This window comes from Endoryza foliicola (genome assembly GCF_050589245.1).
GTDB classification, from domain to species: domain Bacteria; phylum Bacteroidota; class Bacteroidia; order Chitinophagales; family Chitinophagaceae; genus Endoryza; species Endoryza foliicola.
The window spans coordinates 274689-287269 of sequence record NZ_JBOBEW010000006.1 but is presented as its reverse complement, the minus strand read 5'-3'; the positions used below and the strand labels follow the sequence as shown (position 1 = coordinate 287269).

At 39.9% G+C, this 12581-nt stretch carries 15 protein-coding genes; 6 read left to right on the top strand and 9 right to left on the bottom strand.

The features are described from left to right. Positions 1 to 96: 96 nt before the first annotated feature. The 7 genes from ACQ2HE_RS15300 to ACQ2HE_RS15270 form a co-directional block, all read right to left on the bottom strand. Positions 97 to 789, bottom strand: a complete 693-nt coding sequence (locus ACQ2HE_RS15300) for a pirin family protein (RefSeq protein ID WP_430901102.1) — start codon at positions 787 to 789, stop codon at positions 97 to 99. Beyond that, positions 734 to 1285 (bottom strand): hypothetical protein, encoded by a 552-nt coding sequence (locus ACQ2HE_RS15295; protein ID WP_430901104.1) that lies wholly within the window; start codon positions 1283 to 1285, stop codon positions 734 to 736. The genes ACQ2HE_RS15300 and ACQ2HE_RS15295 overlap by 56 nt, the downstream gene beginning before the upstream one ends. 10 nt (positions 1286 to 1295) lie before the next feature. Next, positions 1296 to 2024, bottom strand: a complete 729-nt coding sequence (locus ACQ2HE_RS15290) for a dioxygenase family protein (protein ID WP_430901106.1) — start codon at positions 2022 to 2024, stop codon at positions 1296 to 1298. A 161-nt stretch (positions 2025 to 2185) separates the two neighbouring features. Beyond that, positions 2186 to 2821, bottom strand: coding sequence for a hypothetical protein (locus tag ACQ2HE_RS15285; protein WP_430901108.1), 636 nt, complete (start codon positions 2819 to 2821; stop codon positions 2186 to 2188). A 363-nt stretch (positions 2822 to 3184) separates the two neighbouring features. After that, positions 3185 to 4147 carry an MlaD family protein gene (locus ACQ2HE_RS15280; protein ID WP_430901110.1) on the bottom strand — a complete coding sequence of 321 codons (963 nt, stop codon included), beginning with the start codon at positions 4145 to 4147 and terminating at the stop codon, positions 3185 to 3187. Positions 4148 to 4159: 12 nt separating this feature from the next. Next, entirely contained in the window at positions 4160 to 4909 is a 750-nt protein-coding gene (locus tag ACQ2HE_RS15275; protein ID WP_430901112.1) for an ABC transporter ATP-binding protein, read from the bottom strand. 10 nt (positions 4910 to 4919) lie between these two features. Next, entirely contained in the window at positions 4920 to 5687 is a 768-nt protein-coding gene (locus tag ACQ2HE_RS15270; RefSeq protein WP_430901114.1) for an MlaE family ABC transporter permease, read from the bottom strand. Between the two features lie 152 nt (positions 5688 to 5839). On the opposite strand from ACQ2HE_RS15270, the gene ACQ2HE_RS15265 reads away from it, so the two are divergent. Continuing rightward, positions 5840 to 6664, top strand: a complete 825-nt coding sequence (locus tag ACQ2HE_RS15265; protein ID WP_430901116.1) for a universal stress protein — start codon at positions 5840 to 5842, stop codon at positions 6662 to 6664. A gap of 4 nt (positions 6665 to 6668) precedes the next feature. Further along, positions 6669 to 7679, top strand: a complete 1011-nt coding sequence (locus ACQ2HE_RS15260; RefSeq protein WP_430901118.1) for a metal-dependent hydrolase — start codon at positions 6669 to 6671, stop codon at positions 7677 to 7679. On the opposite strand, the gene ACQ2HE_RS15255 is transcribed toward ACQ2HE_RS15260, so the two are convergent. After that, on the bottom strand, positions 7676 to 8821 hold the full coding sequence (locus tag ACQ2HE_RS15255; RefSeq protein WP_430901120.1) for a phospholipase D-like domain-containing protein: 1146 nt from the start codon (positions 8819 to 8821) through the stop codon (positions 7676 to 7678). The two genes, ACQ2HE_RS15260 and ACQ2HE_RS15255, sit on opposite strands and share 4 nt — an antisense overlap. Before the next feature lie 99 nt (positions 8822 to 8920). On the opposite strand from ACQ2HE_RS15255, the gene ACQ2HE_RS15250 reads away from it, so the two are divergent. The 4 genes from ACQ2HE_RS15250 to ACQ2HE_RS15235 all read left to right on the top strand — a co-directional run bounded on the left by ACQ2HE_RS15250 (position 8921) and on the right by ACQ2HE_RS15235 (position 11982). Next, positions 8921 to 10006 carry a baeRF3 domain-containing protein gene (locus ACQ2HE_RS15250; protein ID WP_430901122.1) on the top strand — a complete coding sequence of 362 codons (1086 nt, stop codon included), beginning with the start codon at positions 8921 to 8923 and terminating at the stop codon, positions 10004 to 10006. A 57-nt stretch (positions 10007 to 10063) separates the two neighbouring features. Then, positions 10064 to 10426 (top strand): DoxX family protein, encoded by a 363-nt coding sequence (locus ACQ2HE_RS15245; protein WP_430901124.1) that lies wholly within the window; start codon positions 10064 to 10066, stop codon positions 10424 to 10426. 122 nt (positions 10427 to 10548) lie between these two features. Then, positions 10549 to 11016 carry an IS200/IS605 family transposase gene (tnpA, locus tag ACQ2HE_RS15240; RefSeq protein ID WP_430901126.1) on the top strand — a complete coding sequence of 156 codons (468 nt, stop codon included), beginning with the start codon at positions 10549 to 10551 and terminating at the stop codon, positions 11014 to 11016. Between the two features lie 831 nt (positions 11017 to 11847). After that, a complete protein-coding gene (locus tag ACQ2HE_RS15235; RefSeq protein WP_430901128.1) occupies positions 11848 to 11982 on the top strand; it encodes a hypothetical protein in 135 nt (44 codons plus the stop codon). Positions 11983 to 12276: 294 nt separating this feature from the next. On the opposite strand, the gene ACQ2HE_RS15230 is transcribed toward ACQ2HE_RS15235, so the two are convergent. Next, on the bottom strand, positions 12277 to 12453 hold the full coding sequence (locus tag ACQ2HE_RS15230) for a hypothetical protein (RefSeq protein ID WP_430901130.1): 177 nt from the start codon (positions 12451 to 12453) through the stop codon (positions 12277 to 12279). Positions 12454 to 12581: the final 128 nt, after the last annotated feature.

Sequence of the window (12581 nt, the reverse complement as noted above, 5' to 3'; positions counted from 1 at the left end):
TTGAGAGAGACTGCTAAATACGATACGAAGATAACAGTGGTGGCAGGACCCATTTTATGACCATTGTAAGATTGATGACTGATTTTTATCAGGTATTTATTTTTTTACTTCTAGTAAAAGGATGATCGCATTTTCACTTAGGGCCTCTAAGTCCAGTTCTTCTAAATTCCACAAGGCAAGTCCGTCGCCTTTTTCCAACAAACGATATTGTACTTCAAAAGCTCCTTGAATAACAAAGCAAAACACTCCTTTTGAAGAACTGCTTATTGGAACCAAAGCTTCACTTCTACCTGAAAATTTACCTATTGAAACTTGCAGGGCTGCTTGTTCGGATGTTAACTTAACCAGCTCATCCATTCGATCATTGATGGCCACATTAACGGTTTGGGGAATAGCGTTGGTTTCAATTTCTTCAATAGCAACCACTACTTGAAGGTATTGCGCCAATGAATCGTCTTCATATGGATTGAACACACAAAGCGAAGCTCCCTTTTTCACTTCTTGTTTGAACATAGAACCGGGTTCAAGGTAATGCACATTGGCATTAGCGTCGGTGATCTCAATAGTGCCCACCAATGGAATCCAATAATATTCACTATCTTCTGCTACATACCAAGCACGCTCCGATTGAGCAGCCAATGTATTTTCTTCGAATACAAGAATGGATTGCCAATGAGGCGGAATGCGATCAGATGCTGCCTCAAGCGACTTCAAGGCTCGAAACGCAGCATTTTCATGATGAATACGATCTTGATTCAAATAGATGATGCCCGGTGTTTGCTTGATCATGATCAAAAGGTTTAAAAGAATCGATGCTTAAGTTCGATCCCAGTGAAATCAATGCTGTTTTGTACTCTCCTGTTTCTGATACGGGTGCCACTAATAGTTTTTCACCAATGGTTTCTATCCAAACCAAGGGCTCTGATAAGAAGTAAATACTGATATTATGAACAGACAGATCGCTCAAATGAGAGTCGATCAACTGAAAACGATAGTTTTTAAAAGGAAGCGCCGGAAGCCCAAGGTTATTTGAGACGAAGGGCATTTTACCTCCCAAATTTCTCAAATAACCTAACATACCGGCGCTCACCAAATGAGGCAGACGTTCAGCCTTTGGCTGCACTTTTAGCAGGGCCGAATATTGAGGAAACTCTTTCGATTCTGCAAAGTTTTGAACTTGCAGTTTGTATTCGAAATGAGTAGACTCCCACACCGCCTTCGCCCATGCGTCGGTAGTATTTCGATCTATCTTCAACGTATACCCTATTTGAATGATACCTTTCATAACTTATATATTAAGCACTAACTACAATCGTGTGAGTAAGGGTGTAACCCGCTGAAACGGACCCTGTAACTGTTGCCAATTCGTTGGCTATTGAATCGGAGAACACAGTATCTGCAGCATTTGAAGTATCCTGCGTACCCTTTGTGTAATAGTTTGTTGCAGTAGTATACACAGTATTACATACATCTGTAGGAAATGCAATTTGAGTAACCAACAGTGAAGTACCGGATGCATTGTAGATGTGTACGTGAATATGTGGCGCACGTGATGAATACCAGCCGGGGAAAATGGATTTGAAAGTAACCAAGCCATTTGAGTCGGTGGTTTGACGACCTCTTAAGAAGTGAACAGAGGTAAAGTCAACAGATTGCATTGAAGTGCCGCCGTATTCTGAATAGTAGCCATCTCTATCGCAATGCCAAATATCAACAATAGCATTGGCCAGTGCAGCGCAACTATTGTTTTTGTTTTGAATGGTGATTTTAATGGTGAAGGGCACACCGGTTCTGTCGCTGGTTATATCAGTAATTACCAATGAAGACGGCGACTTTGTTGGGAATGGACCTTCGGTTTCAGACGATGTAGAAGTACAGGTTCCGGTAGTTCCTCCTGAGCCTGTATCCGTACCTGAACTAGATCCAGATCCGGTATCTTTTTTACAAGAGCTGGCGAGTGGTGCCACAAAAGCAGCAATACCTAATGCCGATATTCCGCTGCGTAAGAAATCTTTTCTTTCCATACATGTAGATTTAATTGACATTCTGATGCAAAGGAATATCCAAAGTTTAGTCGAACCCTATAGTGCAGGGTCAAGAATCGACGAATTCGGCTAATGCACCGACGAATGGATGTCTCAAAAAATCTTCGCAGCCTGAAAAAATTGTGAGGTCGTTATAAATGTTAATTTTTTAACAGTTTTATTACACCATCTTTCACCATGCTTTCTACAATTTTCTTTCCATAGTTGTGGCTGAGTGCTTCTAAACTGAGCGGATCAAAGGCTTGTGTTTGAATTGAATATTGAAGTGTTTTTGATTTCAAATCATAGAGATTGCTTTCCCAGAAATACCTCGTGTCAACAGAATAGTAACCCGGTTCATAAATTCTATTGTACATCGTTCCATAATACCCCCAGAAATTATTCTGATAAACAGCATAGGGCGAATACATTACACGGGCGGGAATATAATATTGCTCGCGCTTTTTATCGAGCAACACAACCGTTAAAACTCCATCTATTCCTGCTGTTTCAAATAACCGAAGCACCTGTATTTCATTCATCCCCTTAAAGGATGTTGGCCCCATTAATTTATAGGAACTAACTGCTTTAAGGCCTAAACGCGATAAATCGCCCACAATATGTTCTTCCATTCGTTCTCTTAAATTCCCCTCCGATTCGAATTTCGTAAGCGCCACAACTACTATGTTTTCATAAGTACGACCCACTGCCGTGGTATTCGTCCAAGTGGACGTAATTTTCATTGGTGCGCAGGATGCTATAAACAAGATTCCCACAACAGCACTAATTTTTTTCATACTAAAAATTTTACGTTTCAATTTTGCCGGTAGTTGTAAAAAAGCGGAATTGAAACTGGTTCTGATAATATATTCAATTAAAAAATGGTTCACCAAAGTTGAAAGCAAATTTCATAACAGCAGAAGGACAACAACCGCGACCGAAAGTGTATCATTTCGAGCATCTGATCTGAAAAACAAAAAAATGAAACCAAGGGCAACACTTGTGATAACTGGGCCTAATAACAAATTCATGCACACCTCGAATGACGTGAACAATTGGTTAAGTTGAATGAATTTATTGCTAGTAAGTTCGTTCATCAGCGCATGCGATAATTATGATTCCGGATTTATAGCACCATGATCCTACTCATATTAGAACGCTTACTCTTTGTTCCTTTTAAAATAGCCCCTAAACAAGAAACTTTTTTGCAATGCTGTTGACAGATCCTGAATCTGCTTACTGCTTCTATTGATTTGACGAAGCGTACTGTCTACTTGTATTTTCCAACTGGAATCTATAAAAGCGGCGGGAACAACCCCTTTTCCCTGAAGTAACGTTGAATCAACCTTAGTTAACAGTACTTGGGCGGCATTCAAAGTTTGACGTGCATCTGATCCGGCTCGTTTGAATTCTTGCATCAAAGAAAGCAATGACTGATAGGCGGCACTATCTTTAAAAAGCTTACCCAGGTTCCCCTCGCCTTTTTGTACACCACTAATCAATACCTCAATTTCTTCTGCCGTAAGCGATGTTTTCTCTGTAAGCTTTTTGAAGTTCGAAATACTCTCTCGAATTATAGTAAATAATTTCGGGTCGTTCGTGAGAGACCAAAGCGGTTTCGACTGATTTAGTTTTGAAAAACTGGCAGTTGCAGTATCAGCCAATCCTTTTATAGACTTCACTGTACTCAAAAAGGAATGAATGATTTCGTCTGTGTCGATGGGTGCTTTGGTTTTCAACAAATCGTTATCAATGGCATAAGCAGCATCCGGACTCGTAGGCATTATTAAAACCACCTTATTACCAACGAATCCATCCATGCCAATAGAAACCTGTGCGTTTTTGCGAATGAACTTCTTCATGTTTGCTTTAACGAGCATCGATACTTCAACCGTAGTATCATCGATCATCTCAATCGATTTTACAGTGCCAATATCAATTCCTGAATAGCGCACATTATTTCCCTTTTGCAATCCTTGTACATTCTGAAAACGGGCTTTTAAGATATAGTTTGAACCGAAATACGACTTATTGACTCCAATAAAATAAAGCAACACAATAAGAAATATGAGACCGGCCAGTACAAAAATGCCCAGTTTTATATAGTTAAAAAATTTCTCCATTTTTTTATTGAGTTAGTTAAAGTAAGGAACTATCAGTTCGTCTTTTGAGTGCAGGAGATTAGAATAGGAATCTTCTGCATAACAAGTGCCATTGATGAGCATGACCACTGAATCTGAACATTCGCGCACAACATTCATATCGTGTGAAATAATCAGCGAGGCGGTTCCGTGTGTTTTTTGAATGGATGTAATCAAAGACATTATTTCTTTGGATGTAATGGGATCCAGGCCCGTTGTAGGCTCATCATAAAGTATGATTTGAGGTTTCAAGATTATGGTTCTTGCCAGGGCGATTCTCTTTTTCATGCCTCCGGAAAGTTCAGCAGGCATCATATTCCCTGTATGCTCCAGTCCAACTTCTCTCAGGGCTTCCTGCATCAATAGGGACTGATCCTTTGAAGAAAGAGTGCGTTTCAATCTACGTAAAGGAAAGGCCAAGTTTTCATAAACAGTCATAGAGTCGTATAGCGCATTGCTTTGAAACAGAAAACCAACATTTTTTCGAACGAGGTTCCAATCGGGAGTTCCAAATTCCGGAATCGGCTGTCCGAGAATTTGAATGCTTCCTTCGTCGATAGGAAGCAATCCGATTATGCATTTAATTAAAACGGATTTACCGGAACCGGATCTTCCAAGTATCACTTTATTTTCTCCTTTGAACAAATCGAGGTTCACATTGTCTAATACTTTATTCGATCCAAAAGATTTATGCAATCCTCGGATCGAAAGAAGTGGCTGAGTTGTATGAATATTAAGATCCATAAGCATCAAATTAAAGTAGACTGAATACATCTGTAATTTGAACAACGATTAAATCGATCACAAACACCAATACTGATGATACCACCACTGCAGCATTGGCGCTGATTCCAACACCTTGGGTTCCCTTCTCACAATTAAATCCTTTGTACGATCCAATAATACCCACAGCGAAACCAAACAAGTATGATTTAAAGTAAGCCGGAAGTACATCGTAAAAAGAAAGGTTTTCAAACACCTGATTCCAGAACAATTGACTACTGGTGCTACTGTGTACATTAACACCGATATAAGAACCATAAAGTGAGATCGCATCACTCAACAATACCAATACCGGTAACATTAAAGTGGATGCCAGCACACGCGATACTACCAGATAATTGAACGGCTTTGTACCGCTCACTTCCATGGCGTCTATTTGCTCGGTTACTTTCATGGATCCCAATTCAGCACCGATACTACTTCCGATTTTTCCTGCAAAAATGAGGGCCGTGATTACGGGTCCAACCTCGCGAATAATGGCAATAGCAACAATGGCGGGTAATTGGGAGGCTACGCCGTAGTCGACCATAGAAGGCCGAAGTTGCATGGTGAGCACCAATCCCATAATAAATCCGGTAAGTCCAATAAGAGGTAATGATCGGTAACCGATGGTGTAACATTGCATCAGGAAAGCTTCGCCTTCAAACCGTGAACGACCCAATTCCCGAAAGAATTGAAAAACAAACTGAGCTACTCCTCCGGCTTCATTTAAGAATTGCTTCCAAACTGGCAACTTCATGTTAGAATTGATTTTAGTAAGCAAGGAAGACATTGTGATAACTTAGGTAAGGTACACCTAATAAATCCGGAAAAGGTTGATTCTTTTCGGGCCCGGCATGATTATAATCATAGTTAGCCCTGTACTAACCAGCGTACCTTGAAAGGAAAAAGATGAAAAAAATACTATTGGCTTTCGAGAGATCCAGTTTCTCCAGAGCAGCCATGCAAATGGCAGTAGAGATTCACAAATCGTCTCCAATAATGCTCACAGCAGCATTTCTACCCGAAACACATATACCGAATATTTGGGCTGAATTGGCCATTCCGGTAAGCAATGGATATACCGATACCATTGTTGAACAAGAAAGCAGTGCCGCTGTGAAAAAAAGTATTCAACTGTTCAATCGAACATGTGAACGTTATCGCATCGAACACAGCATTCACTCGCATTCCGGAGAAACAGGATTATCGGAACTAATAAAAGAATCACGTTTCGCCGACTTGTTGATACTAGGTACAGATCAATTCACTCCAACTCAAAATACGGGTATTCGATTGAGTAACTATCTTGATTCGCTTTTACACAGCGCTGAATGTCCGGTTCTCCTAGTACCCAACAAAGCTACCCTTCCAACCAATACGATATTGTGCTATGATGGCAGTGGTGCCTCATCTTTTGCCATCAAACAATTTGCATATTTGTTTCCTGAACTTTGCAACAATCCCGCGATGTTGGTTCACATGAGCAAAGAAGAAGAACTGCCTTTGAATTTGTTAGTTCAGGAATTGCTGCAGGCTCATTTTCCCGACATTTCAATTGAAACCATTGATCCAAAGGAAAAAGACTATTTCAGTAATTGGATCAGTAGCAAAAAAGGTGTGGTGTTAGTGGCAGGTGCCTTTGAGCGTTCAGAAATTTCGAGGGTCTTTAAAAGAAGTTTCATCGCATCTATGATGGAAGCCCATCAATTGCCTATATTTATTGCTCATAGATAGGTGAATGGATTCTATAACGCATATTGCTATTGGTGCTTGCTTAGGTGACGCCATTGCCGGAAAACAGTTTGGCAAAAAAGCCATGCTTTGGGGAGCATTGGCTCATAGCTTCCCCGATATCGATTTTCTAGCCTCTTTCTGGTTGGACACGGCTAGCGACCTTTTAGCACATAGAGGATTTACCCACTCTATTTTGGGTGTAGTTATAGCATCGGCTTTATTAAGCTTTGTAGCAACACGTGTTCACCCCCATCCAAGCTTTCAATTAGGCAAGTGGTTTCAATTCTTCTTGATCCTTATTGGACTGCATATCTTTCTAGATGCCTTTAACAACTATGGAGTTGGCTGGTTCGAACCATTTTCACATCGCCGAATCAGTTTCAACATACTATATGTAGCAGATCCATTCTTTTCTTTGGTTCCAATTGTAGCCGCAGTAGTAATCGCTTTTCTGCCTACTAACTCATCGAAAAGAAGCAATTGGATCAAGCTTTCGATGATTACAGCAAGCATGTATTTAGTGTTTGCTATTTGGAATAAATACAGAATCAATTCAAAAGTGATGGCGGCTTTTGAGAAAGAGCATATTCCCCATGATCACTATTTTACCACTCCTGCGCCGCTACAAAATTGGCTTTGGTATACCGTTGCCGGTGACGAAAAAGGATTCTATGTAGCATTCACTTCCCTCTTAGACAGTAGCGATCGCATCAACTGGAATTACTATCCAAAACAAGACTCTTTACTTACCCCCTTTCGTAATACTGAAGACCTGCAGCATTTGATTCGATTTTCTCAAGGATTCTATACCGTTGAAAAAAGAAAAGATACCGTTCTGTTCAATGATCTTCGATTTGGTCAGGTCTTTGGATGGCAGCAACCCAAAGCACCTTTCGTATTCTATTTCTATCTCACCCATCCCTCGGAAAACAATATGATTGTTCAGAGAGGAAGATTTAAAGGTTGGACCTGGGAGAACTTTGTATTCTTTGTGGATCGAGTGCGCGGTCACTAACGGCTGCGTTTAAAATAGAACGTGAATAAGTACAGCACTACTCGAATGAGTTCATAAGAAAACCAGCGAAAGAACTGTCGGAATATGTTTATTTTTTGGAGGGGATGATCGGTGGTAATAGCCGAACAATCGTGCAAAATAATAGACTCTAAAATAGTACGCCATTGTATTGCAAGTTCAGGGCTCAGCACATCTACATTTGCTTCAATACTTGCATGGGCACTGATATCGTTTACATTGTAAGAACCAATAGTGAAAAAACAGTCGTCTACTACTGCCACTTTTCCATGAAGCACATTGGGCTGATACTCATAAATTTCAATTTTGTTCCGAAGCATCCAATCGTACCAAAAACGTTCTGCCGCTTTTGAGAAAGGAACATCAGAAAAACTCCCAACAATTACCTTCACTTTCACGCCGCGTTTTACAGCTGCTGATAAAGCCGCACGAATCACCCTACCCGGTAAAAAATAACTACAAAGGATGAAAATCTCTTTTTTGGCTTGTTTACAAATGGAGAGATAGCTACTTGAAATTTGAACCTTCCCTCTTAGCCAGTCGTTCCGGCGCAATCGGGCTGATACAGCATTTGCGTTGAATTGAGTGGAGGTGCAAGGAAGAGGTTTGAAACTTGGGCTGTATCCATTCCATGTTTTTGAACAAAGCACGCATACTTCATTTGCCAAAGGGCCTTCAATCAAAATCGCAAAATCGAGCCATGGTTTAACTCCATCTATTTCATTGTATCGGTCTGCTATATTGATTCCGCCTACTAAGGCGCATTTACTATCAAAAACGGCAATTTTATGATGAAGGCGACGGCCAATATAAAAATCAGAACCGGAAAAAAGAGCTTTAAAAAATCGAAACTGAATACCTGCTTCTTTCATTTTCGGGGCAAGCGAGTTAGCCAGTATTCTTGACGCGTAGCCATCTACCAGCACATACACTTTCACACCTCTTGCTGCAGCTTTTATCAAGGCGGAAGCGATGAGGTGTCCGGTGGTATCGTCTAGGAAAATATAGGTTTGAATTTGAATGACGGATTTTGATGCCTCAATTTGATGCACCAATTCCTTGAAAAAGGGGGAACCTCCCATCACTATCTCAATCTTCTCTTGTTGCTGCAGACCGATGACCATGGGAACTCATAAAAAGGATGAAAATCAATACACATTGAATGTACGTTCTTTTTCTAAGATTCCTCTTGAGAAGAATCATAACTCAAATTGAATGACCTCATGGGATTGGTTGGTATAGAAGACAGAACTTACAACAAAACAACCTTTATGCTAAAAGACTATTATCCCGAACTAAAGGAAATGATGCATCAATCTGAATCAACTCCTTGTGTAAGTGTAACCATAAAACTAGAAAAGGAATGGATAGGGCTAGATGACTTAAAAAAGAAAATCGAAGTGCAGCGATTAAACACGCTACATAAGGTAGAAGAACACTACAAGCAATTGATTTCAGATAGGTTCGAACAGATTATCGCAAGTTTGGCAGTTCCTCTACACAAAAAAACCCTGGTTATTTATATATCGCCAAGCTTAGCCAGCCATTATTACCTAGACCTTGAATTTGAAAATAGTTTGGTGATTGACCGTTATTTTCATGTCAATCCCATGCTTCAAAACAAGCAGGAAATATTGCAGTATCTATTTGTGCTTTTGAACAGCAAGGATTTAAAAATATATCTTGGCGGGTTGAATAAGTTGGAAGAGATACAACATGAAATAAGCGATCAAATAGAGGATTTTGATACTGACTTTGGAGAAAAAGTTTCGAACTTTTCTGAGACCAGTAAATATCATGAAACACGTTTGAAAAAGTATTTAGCGGTGGTTGACCAAAAGCTGCAGGTGCTGGTTCATCACTATGGAATGCCGTGTATTGTTTCTGGTTCGGAGAAAACCATTGGATTGTTTAGAACAATTGCAAAGTCGAATCAATATTACAAAGACTTTATTTCCGGTAATTACCATGATGCCAATAAGGAAACGCTTTTAAAAATAATACAGCCGGTGCTAGCGAGTTGGCGCGGGCAGAAAGAGATGGAATACAAGCGAAAAATTGAGGAGGCGATTCATGCGAAAAAATTCGTGACAGGTCCGGCCAGTATTACGCAGCACCTCAATAATAAACAAGGGAAAACCCTATTAATAAGTATGGAGGAGGAGAGCGGCAATGCTCCTTTTGAAAGTAATGATGATGTAAAAAATGAGTTGGCGTTTCAGATGATGAAACAGGGGGGCGAGGTCATATTCTTGAAAAAGGGTTCTTTGCCGGAGCAAACGGAGCTTGCTCTAATTGATTACTACTAGAGCGAGGTTTTTTTAAACAATTCAAGTAACTTGTTTATTCAACCAACACCTGCTATTATGAATAAACTTAAAGTGTTTTACTGGATTGCTACGGCACTCTTTTCAGCAGCGATGATTGCCACTGCTGTACCTAATGTAATTAAAGACGAAGAAAGCATCAAGTTCATCACCGGATTGGGTTATCCGGAATATTTTGTACCGTTTATTGGTGCTGCGAAGATTGTTGGATCGGTTGTAATTCTTATACCCGGATTAAAAACATTGAAAGAATGGGCTTATGCCGGATTGTTTTTTGATTTATCGAGTGCTGTGTTTTCGATTGTTGCCTTGTACGGTGTAAAGCCAGACATGGCGCCTATGCTTGTTTTCTTTGGATTGTTTGCGGCCTCGTATATCTTATGGAAAAAGCAACCGGCATAAACGTCTTGTAATTTTTTCTTGAAGGCCCGCAATGCGGGTCTTTTTTTGTTGTATGCTACAACGAAAAACAGAAGCATGTGGATTTCGATTTTTAAATCGTTGGAAATTTGTAAAAAAATTATATGCCAGGAGTTTATTCGGAATTGCATGCGCAAATTGTATTTGCAACAAAGTACCGTGAAGCACTATTAGATCCTAGTTGGGAAGAGCGTATTTATAAATACATATGCAAAACAACTGAAAACAAGAATCAGAAAATTTTGAGCATCAATGGTCATTGGGATCATGTGCATCTTTTATTGGGATTCCGCCCAAATGTTTGTATTTCAGATCTTGTGAGAGACATCAAACGTTCCAGTTCTTTATTCATCAACGAATTGCAGTTAACCAAATCACGGTTTGCATGGCAAGACGGATTTGGTGCATTTAGTTATTCTAAAAAAGATATTGACGCGGTTGCGAAATACATTCTAAATCAAAAAGAGCATCATCGAAAAACCACTTTCAAAGATGAATACATCCAATTTCTCGAAAATTTCGAGATAGAATTTGATGAAAGATACTTGTTTGATTTTTCATTACTAGGTTAGAAAAGTGCAACCCCTTCAGGGTTGTATTTACCACTCTCTCCCTCTTTCTACCAAGCTGCAACCCCTTGCGGGGTTGAGCTTGCATCTTTTGGATGCATTAGTTTTAAATGACCCGCTTAATAAGATAAAAAAGTAAGGTTTCATTGTTGGAGCATTTAACCAGCCGATACAGTAGACGATCCCGTTTAGGATTCAACGATCCATTTACATCAGTAAACTATTTGCCTCCAAATAATCAACCGATGTAAATAAGATAGACAACGATTTCAATTCTCAAAGCAATCCATTTGTGTCTTTTCGAAAACCCAACCCCGAAGGGGTTACAGCTTGGTAGACCAACAAAGGTTTAATGACGTTCAACCCCAAAGGGGTTGCACTTTCATTCAATTCAAATAAAACCATTGTTCAGTGGTATTCCCCCTAGAGATGTTCAAAATAGAATTTGATGAAAAACACTTGTTTGATTTTACATCACTAGGTTAGAAAAGTGCAACCCCTTCAGGGTTGCTTTTACCACTCTCCCATCTTTCGACCAAGCTGCAACCCCTTGCGGGGTTGAGCTTGCATCTTTTGCATGCATTAGTTTTAAATGACCCGCTTAATAAGATAAAAAAGTAAGGTTTCATTGCTGGAGCATTTAACCAGCCAATATGTTAAATGATCCCGTTTAGTATTCAACGACCCATTTACATCAGTACATTATTTGCCTCCAAATAATCAAACGATGTAAATAAGATAGACAACGATTTCAATTCTCAATGCAATCCACTTCCGTCTTTTCAAAAACCCAACCCCGAAGGGGTTACAGCTTGGTAGCCAAACAAAGATTCAATGGCATTCAACCCCGAAGGGGTTGCACTTTCATACGATTCGAATAAAACCATTGTTCAGTGGTATTCCACCCTAGAGATGTTCAAAATAGAATTTGATGAAAAACAATTGTTTGATTTTACAACATTAGGTTAGAAAAGTGCAACCCCTTCAGGGTTGCATTTACCACACTCCACTTCTTTCTACCAAGCTGCAACCCCTTACGGGGTTGAACTTGCATCTGCCGCATGCATTGATCTTAAATGAACCACTTAAAAAGATAAGGAAAAAGAAAAAACTCTATTATTGGAGCATTTAATCAACTTAGACAACGATTTTAATTCTCAAAGCAATCCATTTGTGTCTTTTCGAAAACCCAACCCCGAAGGGGTTACAGCTTGGTAGACAACCAAAGATTGAATGGCATTCAACCCCGAAGGGATTGCACATTCATTCGATTCGAATAAAACCATCGCGATAATCCAATTTCATCCGCAATCGCATTTCACCCGTGTGGCCCATCATTATTGTTTCATTCGGCGAAGCAAGCCACATGATTTTTTTCAGGAAACCCAACCCCGAAGGGGTTACAGCTTGGTAGCCAAACAAAGATTCAATGGCATTCAACCCCGAAGGGGTTGCACTTTCATATATAATGAAACAAATCGATTACTACCATTGAATGCACACAGCATCAATTCCCCAATATCTAAAACCATCACAAATTCTGCCCCAATCCCCTAAACAACCTGCGA